Origin of the sequence: Streptomyces sp. RKAG290 (assembly GCF_023701695.1) — a bacterium.
Classification (GTDB): domain Bacteria; phylum Actinomycetota; class Actinomycetes; order Streptomycetales; family Streptomycetaceae; genus Streptomyces.
This window is the reverse complement of sequence record NZ_JAJOZC010000001.1, coordinates 3,301,983-3,318,999: the sequence shown is the minus strand read 5'-3', so window position 1 is coordinate 3,318,999 and position 17,017 is coordinate 3,301,983. Positions and strand designations below refer to the sequence as shown.

The window sequence follows — 17,017 nt, the reverse complement described above, 5'->3', positions numbered from 1 at the left end:
CCGGCGGGGGTCCGACTTCCGCGGTTCCTGCGGTTTCCGCGGTGGCGAGGGTCTCGGGACCGGTGGTGTGCCCGGTCCGGGACCGGTTGTCGGTCCGCCCCGATAACCTCGTATGTGTGTCGTCCCTTGCGCTGTACCGCCGCTATCGCCCCGAGTCGTTCGCCGAGGTCATCGGTCAGGAGCATGTCACTGACCCGCTGCAGCAGGCCCTGCGGAACAACCGGGTCAATCACGCGTACCTGTTCAGTGGTCCGCGTGGCTGCGGCAAGACGACCAGCGCGCGGATTCTCGCCCGCTGCCTGAACTGTGAGCAGGGGCCCACGCCCACGCCGTGCGGGGAGTGCCAGTCCTGCCAGGACCTCGCGCGCAACGGGCCGGGATCGATCGATGTGATCGAGATCGACGCCGCTTCGCACGGTGGCGTGGACGATGCCCGTGATCTGCGGGAGAAAGCGTTCTTCGGGCCGGCGTCGAGTCGTTACAAGATCTACATCATCGACGAGGCGCACATGGTCACATCGGCGGGGTTCAACGCCCTGCTGAAGGTGGTCGAGGAGCCGCCGGAGCACCTCAAGTTCATCTTCGCGACCACGGAGCCCGAGAAGGTCATCGGCACCATCCGGTCGCGCACCCACCACTACCCGTTCCGGCTGGTGCCGCCGGGGACGCTGCGCGAATACCTCGCCGAGGTGTGCGGCAAGGAGAACAGCTACGTCGAGGACGGGGTGCTGCCCCTGGTGGTGCGGGCCGGCGCGGGGTCCGTGCGTGACTCGATGTCGGTCATGGACCAGCTGCTGGCCGGTGCCGCCGACGAGGGTGTGACGTATGCCATGGCGACGTCGCTCCTCGGCTACACGGACGGCTCGCTGCTCGACTCCGTCGTCGACGCTTTCGCCTCGGGCGACGGGGCCGCGGCCTTCGAGGTCGTCGACCGGGTGGTCGAGGGCGGCAACGACCCGCGGCGCTTCGTCGCCGACCTGCTGGAGCGGCTGCGTGACCTGGTGATCCTGGCCGCGGTGCCGGACGCCGGGGAGAAGGGGCTCATCGACGCACCGGCCGATGTCGTCGAGCGGATGCAGGCCCAGGCATCCGTCTTCGGCGCCGCCGAGCTGAGCCGCGCCGCCGACCTGGTCAACGAGGGGCTCACGGAGATGCGCGGTGCCACCTCGCCGCGGCTCCAGGTCGAGCTGATCTGCGCCCGGGTGCTGCTGCCCGCGGCCTTCGACGACGAGCGTTCGCTGCAGGCCCGGCTGGACCGGCTGGAGCGGGGTGCGTCCTTCGCCACCACCGGCCCCGGGCCCGCCATGGGTTACGTCCCGGGGCCCGAGGCCCTGGCCCACGCCCCCGTCGCTCCTCAGGCTCCGCAGGCATCCGCCCCCGCCCCCGTCCCCGCTGCCGTCGCGCAGCCCGACGCAGGGGCGGGGCCCGCTGCGGCGCGGGCGGCGGCGCGCGGGGACGTGCCGTCGCCCGCTCCGGCGCAGGCAGCTCCGCCGGCCGAGCCCGTGCAGCCGCCCCCCGCGGCGGCTCCCCCGGCCGGCCAGCGGCCCGGCAGCTGGCCCGCCGCGGCCGCGCCCGAGCAGGGGCGCAGGCCCGGTGGCTGGCCCACCGCCTCCGCTCCCGGCCAGGCACCGGCCCCGCAGGCCGCCCCCGTGCCGGCCGCAGCTCCCGCCTCGGCACCCGCGCCGGTGCCCGCCGCCCCGGAGCCGGCCCCGGGCATGACGCAGGGCGCCGGACAGGTGCGCAACATGTGGCCCGACATCCTGGAAGCGGTCAAGAACCGCCGGCGGTTCACCTGGATCCTGCTCAGCCAGAACGCCCAGGTCACCGGTTTCGACGGTGCCACGCTGCAGATCGGCTTCCTCAACGCGGGCGCCCGCGACAACTTCACGAGCAGCGGCAGCGAGGACGTGCTGAAGCAGGCACTGGCCGAGCGCTTCAATGCCCAGTGGAAGATCGAGGCGATCGTCGACCCGTCGGGCGGCGGCGGACAGCCCCCGCAGACCGGCGGCGGCCGACCCCCCGCCCCGGCCGCGCCACAGCGCCCGGCGGCGCCCGCTCCGCAGCAGTACGAGTCCCGGCCCGCCCCGGAGCGTCAGCAGCAGACCGGCGGCAACGGACCCGCTGCGGAGTCCCCCTCGCCCTCGTACACGGCTCCTGAGCCGCCGCGTTCGGTCGCCCCCGAGGACGACACCGCCGAAGCCGACGACCCGGACCTGGTCGACTCGGCCCTCTCCGGCCACGACCTGATCGTCCGCGAGCTGGGCGCCACGGTCGTCGAGGAGTTCACCAACGAGTAGCGAGCAGGCCGAGTGGGCCGAGCAGGCCGGACCGCGGTGCCCAGCGCTCGGCGGTGCATGCGGCTGCCGGGCTCAGCGCAGGCAGCGCTGCCGTCGGCCTGGCCGGTCCGGTGGCCCCGTGCCGTTCACGGGGCGGTGTCCGTAGAATGGCGCCGCGCCCAGGCCCGGCCCGCCGGCCCGCCCCTTCCGAGGTGTCCACGGATGTGCGCCCGTCGAGGCCATCGTCCAGACCGCCCGCAGCACACCCCGCCCCTCCCGCGGTGCGCACGGATCGGCGCCCGCCAGAGGCCATCGTCCCGACCGCCCGCAGTGCCCCCCGCCCCACCCCACCGTGTCCACGGATCGGCGGCCGTCAAGACCGCCGGGCCCCGGCGGATAGGCTGCACCCCGTGAAGGTCCTCGTCATCGGCGGCGGCGCCCGCGAACACGCCCTGTGCCGCTCTCTGTCCCTCGACCCCGACGTCACCGCTCTGTACTGCGCCCCCGGCAACGCCGGCATCGCAGAGGTGGCCGAACTGCACCCGGTCGACGCCCTCGACGGCGCTGCCGTCGCGCGCCTCGCCACCGAACTGGGCGCCGAGCTGGTGGTCGTCGGCCCGGAGGCACCGCTTGTCGCCGGGGTCGCCGACGCCGTGCGCGCCGCCGGCATCCCCTGCTTCGGCCCGTCCGGCAAGGCTGCCCAGCTGGAGGGCTCCAAGGCGTTCGCCAAGGACGTGATGGCCGGGGCAGGCGTCCCGACCGCCCGCAGCTACGTCTGCACCACCGCCGCCGAGATCGACACGGCCCTCGACGCGTTCGGCGCTCCGTACGTCGTCAAGGACGACGGTCTCGCGGCCGGCAAGGGCGTCGTCGTCACCGACGACATCGACGCGGCCCGTACACACGCGCTGGCCTGCGACCGCGTGGTCATCGAGGAGTTCCTCGACGGCCCCGAGGTGAGCCTCTTCGCGATCACGGACGGCACCACCGTCCTGCCGCTCCAGCCCGCCCAGGACTTCAAGCGGGCCCTCGACAACGACGAGGGCCCGAACACCGGCGGCATGGGCGCGTACTCCCCGCTGCCGTGGGCCGACCCCAAGCTGGTCGACGAGGTCATGCAGTCCGTCCTCCAGCCGACCGTCGACGAGCTCCGCCGCCGCGGTACGCCCTTCTCCGGGCTGCTGTACGCGGGTCTCGCGATCACCTCACGCGGCGTACGGGTCATCGAGTTCAACGCCCGCTTCGGCGACCCGGAGACCCAGGTGGTCCTGGCCCGGCTGAAGACCCCGCTGGCCGCTGTCCTGCTGGGCTCCGCCAACGGCACCCTCGACGCGCTGCCCGGGCTGAAGTGGCGCGACGACGCCGCCGTCACCGTGGTCATCGCCTCCCACAACTACCCGGACACCCCGCGAACGGGTGATCCGATCGAGGGCCTCGAAGAGGTCGCGGCACAGGATGCCCCGCATGCGTACGTCCTGCACGCCGGGACCAGGCGGGACGGCGACACGGTCGTCAGCGCGGGCGGCCGGGTGCTCTCCGTGACCGCGACCGCCAAGGACCTCGCGGGTGCGCGTGAGCGCGCCTACGCGGCGGCGGCCCGCATCCGTCTCGACGGCTCCCAGCTCCGCACCGACATCGCGAAGAAGGCCGCGGAGGCCTGAGCCGCACCGCCGTCGAGCAGGGCGCGGCTCCCTGAGCCGTACCGCCCCGCTCGCTGTCCGACCTCCGTCGATGCGCCGTTGCCCCATGGGCAGCGGCGCGTCAGCAGCTTTGCCCAAAGCCATTCCATCGAGTGACGGCTGAGCCATCCGGATGACGGCTGCCGAAGCCCCAACTAGGGTGCGGCGCAAGCATTCCGGCACTTGGCCCCACCGGCATTGCGATGTCAGTGACGGGTGCCACAGTGGGGGAGTGAGCAACACCGTCGCGAGGGCAGAGGGGGTGACATCCGGCCGTGTCCGGTACCGGTACAGGTGAAGAGTTGGGTGCGCAGGCTGCGCGCGCCCGGGCTCTTGCGCTGCTGCGCATCCGCAGCAGGGCGACGGCAGTGGCACTGCTGCCCGCAGCGGTGGCCGTCGTGCTGTTCGCCGCAGGCGCGCAGGGTTTCGCCGTAGGCGGCGGCTGGGACGCGGTGCGCTGGGCCGTGACGGCCTGCGCCGTCGTCGTGCTGCTGGTTGCGGCAGCCGTTGCGATCACGGTGGTACGGGCGAAGCCGGCAGTCAGCCCGACCGTGCCGCTCAGCGAGAAGGCGGCCCCGGATCTCTACCGGCTGGTCCGTGACCTGGCCGAGCGCCTCGATGTGCCCGCGCCCTCGGCCATAGCGCTGACCCCCGACTGCGACAGCTGGCTGGAGGACCGTACCCACCCGGCAGCCGACCGCGCGGCGAAGGAAGCCGCGCGCCGGGACCCGGGTGCTCCGGCGGACGGTCCGGGCCGACGCCGGCCGCAGGCGGCGCCCGTGCTGGTGATCGGTTCGCCGTTCCTGTGGTGGATGCGGGTCGCGGAGCTGCGTGCGGTGCTCGCCCCGGTCGTCGCCGGCACGGGACCCTCCGCCCATCCCGACATAGCCGCGGCCCGGCGCTTCGTCCGAGGGCTGGACGGAGCCGTCGCCGACGCGGCCGCACCCGCCAGGGGGCCGGTGGGCAAGGTTCTGCGGCTGCCGCATGCCTTCGTCGGCAGGATCGCCCGGCTGCTGCTGCGCAGCTGTCACAGCCACGCCACGGAGATGGAGCGCGGCGTCGCCGCTGCCGCGTCCACCCGCGCGCAGGCGGTCGACTACGGGCTGCGCATCGTCGCCCAGGAGCAGGTCGGCCTCGCCTACGCGGGCTGGGACCGGCTGCTCACCCGGGTCGCGCTGCCCGCTTGGCGGATGGGGCGCTGGCCGTCCCAGCTCGACGCCGGTGTCGTCTCCGCGCTCACCGAGCTCTCCCGGCGTGACCGGCTGGCCGACGGATTCACCTCCCGGCTCGGCGAGCGGCCCGCCTGCGACCTCCTGGAGGAGCCGGGAGCGGCCGACGAGGCGGCGTCCCTGCTGGCCGCCCGGCTCTTCCACGGCGGGCCCGCGGAGACCGGGCCCGACTGGGCGCCGGTGGACTGGCAGCAGTATCCGGAAGAGGTCGTCGACCGGAAGTGGCGCACCGAGGCGGCGCGGCTGCACCAGGTTCTGGACACCATGGGTGTGCCGCCCACGTCCGCCACCGGCGGTGGTGACGTCGCGGATGCCGGCGTTCCCACGCTGGCGCGCGTCGTCGAGTATCTCGGCGCGGGCAACGGCAGTGGTGAGGAGCTCGCGGCAGGGATCAGCGCCGCGGTGGCCCGCGACGAGGCCCGGACCCAGCTCCGGAGCCCGCAGCCGGTGCCGGGCGGTGCGGGCGGGGATGTGCTGGACCTCTGGGGCCCCGACCCCCTCCCGCTGTTCCCGCTCCAGCCGCCCCGTACCGGGACCGAGCTGCTCGCCGATCATGTCGCGGCGATGGTCTGCTGCGCCGCCGTCGACACGGCGGGCGCGGCCCCCGGCCTGGACTGGCTCGACGGCCCCGCGCTGCTGGTCGACGGCGAACGCCGGGCCGATCTCGGCAGTCCGGTCCTCAGTCTCGTCGAGGACGGGGACGCCGGCCCCCTGCGCTCCTGGCTGGCCTCGGTCGGAGTGCGTACCGACAAACCCGTCCGTCTCGTCTGAAGCGGGTAGCCACCGACGAAGCGCGGAGCCACAGCCGCCAACGAAGCGCGCAGCTACTAACAAAGCTTGGAGCCACCAACAAAGCGCGTAGTCACCAACAAACGGAACCTCAGGTTCCGTTCACGTCAATTCGCGACGAACGGTGACGGAGTGCATGCGTAATGTGATGTGCTGGGGACCGGCACTGACAGTGGGTGCACCACTGTTGTCCCGGGGCCTTAGGGAGGGGAGCGTTATGGGGGCGGAGCATATTCGTCGTTGGGAATCAGGTGCCCTCGCGCACGCCGTCACCGACCCCTTCGGGCAGGGCCCCTCCCCTGGCTGCGCGGCAGCGAGAACTATTTCGACGACACCGGCCAGGTCGTCCCCTGGTACGCCGACCCCACGCTGCCCCGCGGCTCCACCGGCGGCGGTACCCGCACCGCGGACGACGTGCACCGCCAGATCAAGGGCTTCAGCTCCACTGGTGCCGCGGCCCCCGGTGAGGCGATGGACTTCCACATCACCGTGGACCCGCCCCAGCAGTTCTCCGTGGACATCTACCGCATCGGTCACTACGGGGGCGACGGCGCCGCCAAGATCACCACGAGCCCGCGGCTCTCCGGCATCGTCCAGCCGGCTCCCCTCGCCGCCGACCGCACGGTCTCCTGCCACCACTGGTGGCAGTCCTGGCGGCTGCAGATCCCCTCCTACTGGTCGGTCGGCGCGTACGTCGCCGTGCTCACCACGGTCGACGGCCACCGTTCCCACATCCCGTTCACGGTCCGTGACAACCACCCGGCCGACCTGCTGCTGGTCCTCCCGGACATCACCTGGCAGGCGTACAACCTCTACCCGGAGGACGGCCGCACCGGCGCCAGCCTCTACCACGCCTGGGACGAACAGGGCCGGCTGCTGGGCGAGGAGGACGCGGCGGTCACCGTCTCCTTCGACCGCCCCTACGCGGGCGCCGGCCTGCCGCTGCACGTCGGCCATGCCTACGACTTCATCCGCTGGGCCGAGCGCTACGGCTACGACATCGCCTACGCCGACACCCGCGACCTGCACGCGGGCCGGGTCGACCCGAGCCGGTACCGCGGCCTGGTCTTCCCCGGCCACGACGAGTACTGGTCGGTGCCCATGCGCCGCACCACGGAGCGCGCCCGCGACAACGGCACCTCCCTGGTCTTCCTCTCCGCCAACACCATGTACTGGCAGGTCAGCCTCGCGCCGTCGCCGTCCGGCGTCGCCGACCGGCTGCTCACCTGCCGCAAGCGCCGCGGCCCGGGGAAACCGGCGCTCTGGCGCGAGGTCGACCGCGCCGAGCAGCAGCTTCTCGGCATCCAGTACGCGGGCCGGGTCCCCGATCCCCACCCCCTGGTCGTGCGCAACGCCGAGCACTGGCTCTGGGACGCGACCGGCGCGGGCGAGGGCGACGAGATCGACGGCCTGGTCGCGGGCGAGGCCGACCGCTACTTCCCGCGCACCACGCTCCCCGAGCACGACAACCGCATCCTGCTCGCCCACTCGCCGTACCAGGACAGCGAGGGTGTGACGCGCCACCAGGAGACGTCCCTGTACCAGGCCCCGTCCGGCGCGCTCGTCTTCGCCTCCGGCACCTTCGCCTGGTCCCCGGCCCTGGACCGGCCCGGCCATGTGGACCCGCGTATCCAGCGGGCCACCGCCAATCTCCTCGACCGCATCTGCAAGCGCGGCTGAGAGCCACCCAGGCCCCGCGCGCCTCCGAGGACGCACCGGCCACCCCCTCCGCTGCCGTCCGCATCCGGATACGGGACAATCGGAACGACTCCTGGATCAACCTACGCGGAGGCAGCGTGTCCGGATTTGTAGAAAAGCCCGAGCCTGTGCAGGTTCCGGGCCTCACCCACCTGCACACGGGCAAGGTCCGCGACCTGTACCGGAACGAGGCGGGCGACCTCGTGATGGTCGCCAGCGACCGGATGTCCGCGTACGACTGGGTCCTGCCCACCGAGATCCCGGACAAGGGCCGCGTCCTGACGCAGCTCTCGCTGTGGTGGTTCGACCAGCTCGCCGATCTCGTACCGAACCACGTCCTGTCCACGGAGCTGCCCGCGGGCGCTCCCGCGGACTGGGCCGGTCGTACGACGATCTGCAAGTCGCTGGGGATGGTCCCGGTCGAGTGTGTCGCCCGCGGCTACCTGACCGGCTCCGGCCTGGTCGAGTACGAGGCCTCGCGCACCGTCTGCGGTCTCGGCCTTCCCGAGGGCCTCGTCGACGGCTCCGAGCTTCCCGCGCCGATCTTCACTCCCGCCACCAAGGCGGCCGTCGGCGACCACGACGAGAACGTGAGCTACGAGGAAGTGGCCCGCCAGGTCGGTGCCGAGACCGCTTCGCAGCTGCGCCGGACGACGCTGGACGTATACGGCCGGGCCCGTGACGTCGCGCGCGAGCGCGGGATCATCCTCGCGGACACGAAGTTCGAGTTCGGGTTCGCGCCCACCGCCGACGGCGGCGAGGAACTGATCCTCGCGGACGAGGTGCTGACGCCGGACTCCTCGCGCTTCTGGCCGGCCGCCGAGTGGGAGCCCGGCCACGCCCAGCCGTCGTACGACAAGCAGTTCGTGCGCGACTGGCTGACCTCGCCGGCCTCCGGCTGGGACCGCAGGAGCGAACAGCCGCCGCCCGCGCTGCCGCAGGAGATCGTGGACGCGACCCGCGCCAAGTACCTGGAGGCGTACGAACTCCTCACCGGTATGCCCTGGCAGTAGCAGTCGCCCGGAACACGAAGAAGCCCCCGGCCGAAAGGCCGGGGGCTTCTTGCTGAACCGAGCGGACGACCAGGTTCGAACTGGCGACCTCAACCTTGGCAAGGTTGCGCTCTACCAACTGAGCTACGTCCGCAAGCGCCGAAGCGCGAGGACCACTATACCCAACCCCGCTCGCGTGCGAGACGCACCGCCGAGTGACGGTTCTCCGCCCGAGCTTCGAGGCCGCGGAGGACAGGTAGTTCCGTACGGTCCCCTGCGACAGCGAAGCCCGCTGCGCGATCTCCGCGACCGGTGCCCCGTCCGCCGCCAGTTCCAGCACCTCGGCCTCGCGCACGGTCAGCGGCGAGTCCCCGGCGGCAATCGCGTCGGCCGCCAACTCCGGGTCCACATAACGGTTCCCGGCATGCACGGCACGGATGATCACGGCCAGCTGGCGGGCGCTGACGGTCTTCGGCACGAACCCCCGCACGCCCGCCGAGAGTGCCCGCTTCAGATGCCCCGGCCTGCCGTGACTGGTCACGATCATGGTGCGGCAGTCCGGGAGTTCGGACCGCAGGGATGTGGCGACGCTCACACCGTCCGCCCCCGGCATCTCCAGGTCCAGGACCGCCACATCGGGGCGGTGCGCGCGGGCCATGGCGAGCGCCTCGGGACCGGTCGCCGCCTCCGCGACCACCACCAGGTCGTCCTCCAGCGCGAGCAGGGCGGCCAGCGCGCCCCGGATCAGGTGCTCGTCGTCGGCGAGCAGCACCCGCACCGCAGTCATCGTCGCTCCTCCAGAAGGCGGGCACGGGATGCCGTACGCGCCGTGTCGCCGAGGGCCCCGGGCGGTCGGGGGCCGGGCAGCGGGATTCTCGCCGTCAGCCGGAACAGCCCGTCGCCCGCCGCCCCCGCGTCCAGCGAGCCGCCGAGCACGTCGAGCCGCTCGCGCAGTCCGGCCAGACCGGAGCCGCTCCCGCCGGTCGCGGACGCGGGTACCCCGTCATTCTCCACGTGCAGCACCGCTTCGTCCGCCGATGCGGTCAGCCGGATCGTGCAGCGTCGCGGATCGCCGTGCCGCAGCACATTGGTGGCGGCCTCGCGCACCACCCAGCCCAGGGCCGACTGCACGGGTGCGGGCAGCTCGCCGCCGCCGTCGCCCAGCACCGCGCACTCGATGCCGGCCGCCCTCAACACGCCTCGGGCCCCGGCAAGTTCCGTCCTCAGATCGGCCTCCCGGTAGCCCCGTACGACATCGCGCACCTCCTGCTGGGAGGCGCGGGCGATCCGCTGCACCTCGACCATCTGGTCCACGGCCTGGGGCCTGCCGCGCTGCGCCAGCTCCACCGCGAGCTCGCTCTTGAGCGCGATCACGGCGAGATTCCGGCCCATCACGTCGTGCAGGTCGCGCCCGAACCGCAGCCGCTCCTCGGCGACCGCGAGCCGTGCCTGCAGGTCCCGGGCCTCCTCGGCCTGCCACATCACGCCCAGGCTCCAGACACTCGGCCGTACGGAGATCAGGACGAGCAGACAGCCGAAGAGCGTGGCAGGCACCACGCCGGCCAGGATGCCGCCCCGGACCCCGGCCGCGGCGAGTACGCCGGTGGACAGGGCGGCGAGGGCGAGCGACTGGATCAGGAAGGTGCGGGCCGGGACCAGCAGGACCTGCGTGATCACGAACGCCACCGGTGCGTTCATGGCCATGATCAGCAGTCCCGCGCCCTCGATGCCGTCCACGGCGGCCAGCGTCGCGAGCAGCGCCAGTCCCGTCAGGAGCAGGGCCGAGGGCGCGACCATCCGCCGCCGGGGGAAGACGGAGGTTCCGAGGTAGTGGGCGTACGACGCCTTCACGTTGCGGTTGCTCAGCAGGCACTGCGCCAGGCTCACCAGCAGCAGTGCCGAGCCGAGCGCCAGCGGGAGCGGCCGGTGCGGGATGTCCGTGTTGAAGGGGGCCAGCTGCCACGACAGGGTGAATATCCAGGGGATCACCGACACGGTCAGCCGCGAGTACAGGTCGATCCGGTCCATCTTGCTGTGGTCCTGCCAGCCGCGGCGCCAGCCACGTACGCGCATCAACACGGAAACCACATCCCTCAGCGTCGCGGATCCCAGCGGAACCACCGCTGCACAGCAAACACCCCGAGCGCCGTCCAGACCAGCCCGGTGACTGCGGCCACGAGCAGGTCAGAGCCGTCGACGCCGCCCAGCCAGCCCGCCCGTACGAGCGTCATCACCCCGGTCAGCGGCAGGAGTTCACACATCTTCGCCAGCCGGTCCGGAAGGATCTCCAGCGGTATGAAGAGCCCCGAGCCCATCATCGAGGTGAAGAAGAGCGGGAGGGTGGTGAGCTGCGCCGTCTGCACGGTGCGGGTGAACACGGCGGTGGCCGCGGCCAGCGCCGTCAGCAGGACCACGCCCAGCAGCAGACCCGCGAGGAGCAACTCCGGGTGCTCGGGTGCGCCGAGGCCGAAGAAGGCGGTTCCGGCCGCGACGATCACCAGGGTCTGCGCCAGGGCCAGTGCGGCGGACGGCAGGGCCGTTCCGGTCAGGATCTCCCCGTCGGTGACCTCGCCGGTACGCAGCCGCTTCAGGACCAGTTCCTCGCGCCGCGCCACGTAGGCGGCGACCAGATTCATGTAGACGGCCTGGATCAGTACCGTTCCGATGCCGCCGGTCAGGGCCGCTCCGGCGACCGTCAGCCCGGTGCCGCCGAGATCCACCTGCTCGAACGTCGACTTCATGGCCGTGACCATGGCGGCGGGCATCAGCAGCGCGACGAAGACCGCTGTCCTGTTGCGGGCGAGCAGTGTCAGCTCGGCCCGTCCCAGGGCGGTCAGCCGGCCCCGGACGGTCGTGGTGCGGGTCCCGGTCGTGCCGATGGGCGCAGGGGTTGTCGCGGTCGTCATCACGCAGCCACCTTCTCGGTCTCCGTCGCGGACTTCGCGATGTCGAGGAATGCCTCTTCGAGCGAGGCGGAACGGGCATCGAGCCCGATCAGCTGTACGTCCGACTCCGCCGCCCAGCGCAGCAGTTCGCCCAGCGACTCCTGCAGCCGGTGGGTGCGGATCTCGATCCGCGGGCCGTCGGCCGCCGCGCGCAGACTCAGCGGCAGCTGCGCCGGCGCGGTCCCGTCGGGCAGCTGGAACCGGATCCGGGACGGGCGGGTGGCCGTCACCTCCGCGGTGGTCCCCGAGGTCACGATCCGCCCCGGTGCATGATCGCCAGCCGGTCGGCGAGCGCCTCGGCCTCCTCCAGGTAGTGCGTGGTGAGCAGCACGGTGATGCCGCCCTCCTGGAGCCGGCGCACCAGTTCCCAGGTGTCGCGCCGGCCTTCGGCGTCGAGACCGGTGGTCGGCTCGTCGAGGAAGAGCACCTCGGGCCGGCCGAGGAGGGCCAGGGCCAGGTCCAGCCGCCGCCGCTCACCACCGGAGAGCTGTTTGACCCGGACGCCCGCCCGGTGCCCGAGCCCCACCAGATCCAGCGCCTCGGCGGTCGGCCGGGCCCCGCTGGTGCAGCCCGCCCACATCCGTACGGTCTCGGCGGCCGTCAGGTCGGACGGGAAGCCGCCCTCCTGGAGCATCACCCCGATCCGGGGGCGTACGGCGGCGCGTTCGGCGTAGGGGTCGTGGCCGAGCACCCGTACCGTGCCGCCGTCGGGACGGGCCAGGCCCTCCAGCAGCTCGACGGTCGAGGTCTTGCCGGCTCCGTTCGTACCGAGCAGGGCGAACAGCTCGCCGCGCGCCACGGAGAAGGAGACACCCGTTACGGCCTCGAAGCCGCCCGCGTAACTGCGCCGCACGCCGGCGGCCTCGATCACCGGTCCATGGAAAACTTCGTCGCTGGTCATGACTCCAGGCTTCCGGCCGGACGGGGCCGGGAGCAGTGCGCGCTGTCATCACTGCTCATGACAAACGTCATGAGCGACGCGGATATGACCGGAATCGAATACGACGAAGGCCCCGGTCGAAATCGACCGGGGCCTTCGATCAAGAGCGGACGACCAGGTTCGAACTGGCGACCTCAACCTTGGCAAGGTTGCGCTCTACCAACTGAGCTACGTCCGCATTGCAACCACTCGGCTTTCACCGGTGGAGCGAGCACTACTCTACCTGATCCACTTGAGTGGTTGAGGAAGAGTGATGCAGAGCGGGTGACAGGAATTGCACACTGCGCCTTCCCCCTGGAAGGGGGATGTTCTACTACTGAACTACACCCGCACGCTGCGTGAGGCCCGGCTTTTCGGCCTTGCCCCTCGGCGTGCTCCAGACTCTAGCCGACCTGCAGGGGTGTCGCGCAAGTCGGCTCCCACGGGGTGTCGTCGAGAGGGGCCGTGACGGGCGGTCCGGTGTGCCCGTCACGCCCGTCCGTCGGCCCGGTCCGCTCAACTGGCTTCTTGGAACGCCTCGTAGACCTTCTTGGGAATCCGGCCGCGGGCCGGCACCTCCATCCGGTGAGACCTGGCCCAGGCGCGCACGGCCGCCGGATCGGGTGCGAGCGAGGTGTGCCGGTACGAGACGGGAACCTTGCCGTGCTTACTGGCATTTGTCTGCTTACGGCCGGCTGCCACGTACGGCGCGAGGGCCTTGCGCAGTTTCTTTGCATTGGACGGATTGAGGTCGATCTCGTACGACTTCCCGTCCAGGGCGAAGGTGACCGTTTCCGCTGCTGCTCCCCCGTCGATGTCGTCGGAGAGCGTGACCACTACGCGCTGAGCCACGGATATCGGTCCTTTCTTACGGCATCGGCGCGTCTGACATGCGCGGATGCCGGCCTTCCGGCTGTGAGCGCGGATGTGGGCCGACCGGTGTCGGCTGTTTTAGGGCAATGTTGCTTTCCCTGGTAATCATTTGTACAGCGGTGGGCACCGCATTGTGAAGCCCACCCAATTACCTGCGCGTGTCAGCCTGCTATGTGCGCTGCCGGTGAGGTTTTTTCGCAGGATTTTCCCCATCCGTTGTTGCGGCCGATATCTCGGCGTGATCTGGGCCGTTCGATATCTACCCGCGTAGAATTTCTGGCCAGGTACGCTGAGTGGACCCGCGGGGTCCTGGGGAACCCCCGGAGAAACAGCCGCACCACACCACCACACCGGGAGTGCCCGTGGCACGCGTCGTAGTCGACGTCATGCTCAAGCCCGAGATCCTCGACCCGCAGGGACAGGCGGTGCAGCGCGCACTGCCCCGTCTCGGCTTCGAAGGAATCGCGGACGTACGTCAGGGAAAGCGTTTCGAGCTGGAGGTCGAGGGGCCGGTCGACGAGGCCGCCCTCACCCGTATTCACGCGATGGCCGAGACGTTCCTCGCCAACACCGTCATCGAGGACTTCACCGTGAAGGTGGAGAAGGCCGAGGAGTCGAAGTGACTGCTCGTATCGGAGTCGTCACCTTTCCGGGCACCCTCGATGATCAGGACAGCCTGCGGGCCGTCCGGATCGCGGGCGCCGAACCCGTATCGCTGTGGCACCGCGACAAGGACCTGCACCAGGTCGACGCGGTGATCCTGGCGGGCGGTTTCTCCTACGGCGACTATCTGCGGGCCGGAGCCATCTCCCGCTTCTCGCCGGTCATGGAGACCGTGATCGAGCAGGCGAAGGCGGGCATGCCGGTTCTCGGCATCTGCAACGGCTTCCAGATCCTGACCGAGGCACATCTGCTGCCCGGCGCGATGCTGCGCAACAACCACCTGCACTTCATCTGCCGCGACCAGAAGCTCCGCGTCGAGAACGCGGAGACCGCCTGGACCGCGGACTACTCCGCGGGCCAGGAAATCTCCGTGCCGCTGAAGAACGTGGACGGCCGCTACACCGCCGACGAGCACACGCTCGACGAGCTGGAGGCGGAGGGGCGCGTCGCGTTCCGCTACGTCGACGTGAACCCCAACGGCTCGCTGCGCGACATCGCCGGCATCACCAACGCCGCGGGCAATGTCGTCGGCCTGATGCCGCACCCGGAGCACGCTGTCGAGCCCCTGATCGGCACCGGTCGTACCGACGGCCTCGGTTTCTTCACCTCGATCATCAAGAAGCTGGTCAACGCATGAGCCTGGACACGGTCAAGCACGCGGCCGAAACCCCGGACGACGAGCAGCCCTGGAAGGAACTCGGCCTCAAGGAGGACGAGTACGCCCGGATCCGCGAGATCCTGGACCGCCGTCCCACCGGCGCCGAGCTCGCCATGTACTCCGTGATGTGGTCCGAGCACTGCTCCTACAAGAGCAGCAAGGTCCACCTCAAGCAGTTCGGCGAGAAGGTCCCGGAGAACGACGCGATGCTCGTCGGCATCGGCGAGAACGCCGGTGTGGTCGACGTCGGCCAGGGTTACGCGGTGACCTTCAAGGTCGAGTCGCACAACCACCCCTCGTACATCGAGCCCTACCAGGGCGCGGCCACCGGCGTCGGCGGCATCGTCCGCGACATCCTCGCCATGGGTGCCCGCCCGGTCGCGGTCGTCGACCCGCTGCGCTTCGGTGCGGCCGACCACCCCGACACCAAGCGCGTCCTGCCCGGCGTCGTCGCGGGAATCGGCGGCTACGGCAACTGCCTGGGGCTGCCGAACATCGGCGGCGAGGTCGTCTTCGACGCCTGCTACCAGGGCAACCCGCTCGTCAACGCCGGCTGCATCGGCGTGATGAAGCACGAGGACATCCACCTGGCCCAGGCCTCCGGCCCCGGCAACAAGGTGATCCTTTACGGTGCCCGCACCGGTGGCGACGGCATCGGCGGCGTCTCGGTGCTGGCCTCGGAGACCTTCGAGTCGACCGGCCCGGCCAAGCGCCCGGCCGTCCAGGTCGGCGACCCGTTCCAGGAGAAGCTCCTCATCGAGTGCACCCTGGAGATCTTCAAGGAGAAGCTCGTCGCGGGCATCCAGGACCTCGGCGGCGCCGGGCTCTCCTGTGCCACCTCCGAGCTGGCCTCGGCCGGTTCCGGCGGGATGCGCGTCGAGCTGGACACGGTGCCGCTGCGCGACTCCTCCCTCTCGCCCGAGGAAATCCTCATGAGCGAGTCGCAGGAGCGCATGTGCGCGATCGTCGAGCCGCAGCACGTGGACCGCTTCCTGGAGATCTGCGAGAAGTGGGACGTCATCGCCACCGTCATCGGTGAGGTGACCGAGGGTTCGCAGCTGGAGATCTTCTGGCACGGCGAGCAGATCGTCGACGTGCCGCCGCGGTCCGTCGCCCACGAGGGCCCGACCTACCACCGCCCGTTCGCCCGCCCGTCCTGGCAGGACGCGCTGCAGGCCGACGACGCCGGCAGGCTGGCCCGTCCGGCGAACGGCGCCGAGCTGCGCGAGCAGGTCCTGCGGCTGGTCTCCTCCCCGAACCAGGCGTCCAAGTCCTGGATCACGGACCAGTACGACCGGTTCGTGCAGGGCAACACCGTGCTCGCGATGCCCGAGGACGCCGGCATGGTCCGGATCGACGAGAACACCAACCTCGGCGTGGCCATGGCGACCGACGGCAACGGCCGGTACGCGAAGCTCGACCCGTACACCGGCGCTCAGCTCGCGCTGGCGGAGTCGTACCGCAACGTCGCCGCCTCCGGCGCCAAGCCGCTCGCCATCTCGGACTGCCTGAACTTCGGTTCGCCCGAGGACCCGGACGTCATGTGGCAGTTCGCCGAGGCCACCCGCGGCCTGGCGGACGGCTGCCTGGAGCTCGGCACCCCGGTCACCGGCGGCAACGTCTCGCTGTACAACCAGACCGGTGAGACGGCGATCCACCCGACGCCGGTCGTGGCCGTCCTCGGTGTGATCGACGACGTCACGCGGCGCACGCCGGTCGCCTTCGCGGAAGAGGGCCAGCTCCTCTACCTGCTCGGCGACACGCACGAGGAGTTCGGCGGCTCGGCCTGGTCCGAGGTCGTCCACAACCACCTCGGCGGCATGCCGCCCAAGGTCGACCTGGGCCGCGAGAAGCTGCTGGGCGAGATCCTGATCTCGGCCTCCCGCGACGGCATGATCGACGCGGCGCACGACCTGTCCGACGGCGGTCTGATCCAGGCGGTCACCGAGTCCTGCCTGCGCGGCGGGAAGGGTGCCCGGCTGGTCGTGCCGGACGGACTGGACGCGTTCACCTTCCTGTTCTCCGAGTCGGCGGGACGCGCGATCGTCTCGATCCCGCGCAGCGAGGAGCTCCGCTTCAACGACATGTGCGGGGCGCGCGGTCTGCCCGTGGCCCGGATCGGTGTCGTGGACGGCGTGGAGACGGACGGCGCCGAGATCGAGATTCAGGGCGAGTTCAGCATTCCGCTGAGCGAGCTGCGCACGGCGCACGAGGCAACCATCCCCGCGCTGCTCGCATAACCCGGCAGGTACATCCGTACCGCTTGTCATCAGCCCCCGCCCGGTCCGACCGGGCG

At 71.3% G+C, this 17,017-nt stretch carries 10 protein-coding genes, 3 tRNA genes and 3 pseudogenes; 8 read left to right on the top strand and 8 right to left on the bottom strand.

Features of this window, described 5'->3' with window-relative positions; genetic code table 11:
• The first annotated feature begins 116 nt into the window (after positions 1-116).
• From LNW71_RS14380 to LNW71_RS14360, 5 genes and pseudogenes are all read left to right on the top strand, one after another.
• On the top strand, positions 117-2,297 hold the full coding sequence (locus tag LNW71_RS14380; protein WP_250968592.1) for a DNA polymerase III subunit gamma and tau: 2,181 nt from the start codon (positions 117-119) through the stop codon (positions 2,295-2,297).
• Between the two features lie 389 nt (positions 2,298-2,686).
• Positions 2,687-3,937 (top strand): phosphoribosylamine--glycine ligase, encoded by a 1,251-nt coding sequence (purD, locus tag LNW71_RS14375; protein WP_250968591.1) that lies wholly within the window; start codon positions 2,687-2,689, stop codon positions 3,935-3,937.
• 293 nt (positions 3,938-4,230) lie between these two features.
• Complete coding sequence (locus LNW71_RS14370) at positions 4,231-5,955, top strand: hypothetical protein (RefSeq protein WP_250968590.1); 1,725 nt, start codon at positions 4,231-4,233, stop codon at positions 5,953-5,955.
• A 235-nt stretch (positions 5,956-6,190) separates the two neighbouring features.
• Positions 6,191-7,653 (top strand): annotated as a pseudogene (locus LNW71_RS14365) (N,N-dimethylformamidase beta subunit family domain-containing protein).
• 116 nt (positions 7,654-7,769) lie between these two features.
• Entirely contained in the window at positions 7,770-8,684 is a 915-nt protein-coding gene (locus LNW71_RS14360; protein ID WP_250968589.1) for a phosphoribosylaminoimidazolesuccinocarboxamide synthase, read from the top strand.
• 60 nt (positions 8,685-8,744) lie between these two features.
• On the opposite strand, the gene LNW71_RS14355 is transcribed toward LNW71_RS14360, so the two are convergent.
• The 8 genes and pseudogenes from LNW71_RS14355 to LNW71_RS14320 form a co-directional block, all read right to left on the bottom strand.
• Positions 8,745-8,817: transfer RNA gene (locus LNW71_RS14355), tRNA-Gly, on the bottom strand.
• A gap of 22 nt (positions 8,818-8,839) precedes the next feature.
• Positions 8,840-9,450 (bottom strand): annotated as a pseudogene (locus tag LNW71_RS14350) (response regulator).
• Entirely contained in the window at positions 9,447-10,736 is a 1,290-nt protein-coding gene (locus LNW71_RS14345) for a histidine kinase (protein WP_250971998.1), read from the bottom strand. Before LNW71_RS14345 ends, LNW71_RS14350 begins: the two are co-directional and overlap by 4 nt.
• A gap of 20 nt (positions 10,737-10,756) precedes the next feature.
• Positions 10,757-11,569, bottom strand: a complete 813-nt coding sequence (locus tag LNW71_RS14340; protein ID WP_250968588.1) for an ABC transporter permease — start codon at positions 11,567-11,569, stop codon at positions 10,757-10,759.
• A pseudogene (locus LNW71_RS14335) lies at positions 11,569-12,509 on the bottom strand (ABC transporter ATP-binding protein). The gene LNW71_RS14340 and the pseudogene LNW71_RS14335 overlap by 1 nt, the downstream one beginning before the upstream one ends.
• 144 nt (positions 12,510-12,653) lie before the next feature.
• Positions 12,654-12,726: transfer RNA gene (locus LNW71_RS14330), tRNA-Gly, on the bottom strand.
• 81 nt (positions 12,727-12,807) lie between these two features.
• A tRNA-Gly gene (locus LNW71_RS14325) sits at positions 12,808-12,879 on the bottom strand.
• Between the two features lie 164 nt (positions 12,880-13,043).
• Entirely contained in the window at positions 13,044-13,379 is a 336-nt protein-coding gene (locus LNW71_RS14320) for an Lsr2 family protein (RefSeq protein ID WP_199884437.1), read from the bottom strand.
• Positions 13,380-13,756: 377 nt separating this feature from the next.
• On the opposite strand from LNW71_RS14320, the gene purS reads away from it, so the two are divergent.
• Genes purS through purL form a run of 3 tightly spaced genes read left to right on the top strand, consistent with a single transcriptional unit; the run spans position 13,757 to position 16,961 of the window.
• Positions 13,757-14,023 carry a phosphoribosylformylglycinamidine synthase subunit PurS gene (purS, locus tag LNW71_RS14315; RefSeq protein ID WP_308294487.1) on the top strand — a complete coding sequence of 89 codons (267 nt, stop codon included), beginning with the start codon at positions 13,757-13,759 and terminating at the stop codon, positions 14,021-14,023.
• Positions 14,020-14,700: a phosphoribosylformylglycinamidine synthase subunit PurQ gene (gene purQ, locus LNW71_RS14310; protein WP_250968586.1), complete on the top strand. Its 681-nt coding sequence runs from the start codon at positions 14,020-14,022 to the stop codon at positions 14,698-14,700. The genes purS and purQ overlap by 4 nt, the downstream gene beginning before the upstream one ends.
• Complete coding sequence (purL, locus tag LNW71_RS14305) at positions 14,697-16,961, top strand: phosphoribosylformylglycinamidine synthase subunit PurL (RefSeq protein WP_250968585.1); 2,265 nt, start codon at positions 14,697-14,699, stop codon at positions 16,959-16,961. Before purQ ends, purL begins: the two co-directional genes overlap by 4 nt.
• Positions 16,962-17,017 lie beyond the last annotated feature (56 nt).

What these genes read in the sequence shown, in the direction of transcription:
- LNW71_RS14345 (WP_250971998.1), bottom strand. Translation starts at nt 10,736, where the DNA reads ATGCGCGTACGTGGCTGGCGCCGCGGCTGGCAGGACCACAGCAAGATG.
- LNW71_RS14340 (WP_250968588.1), bottom strand. Translation starts at nt 11,569, where the DNA reads ATGACGACCGCGACAACCCCTGCGCCCATCGGCACGACCGGGACCCGC.
- purL (WP_250968585.1), top strand. Translation starts at nt 14,697, where the DNA reads ATGAGCCTGGACACGGTCAAGCACGCGGCCGAAACCCCGGACGACGAG.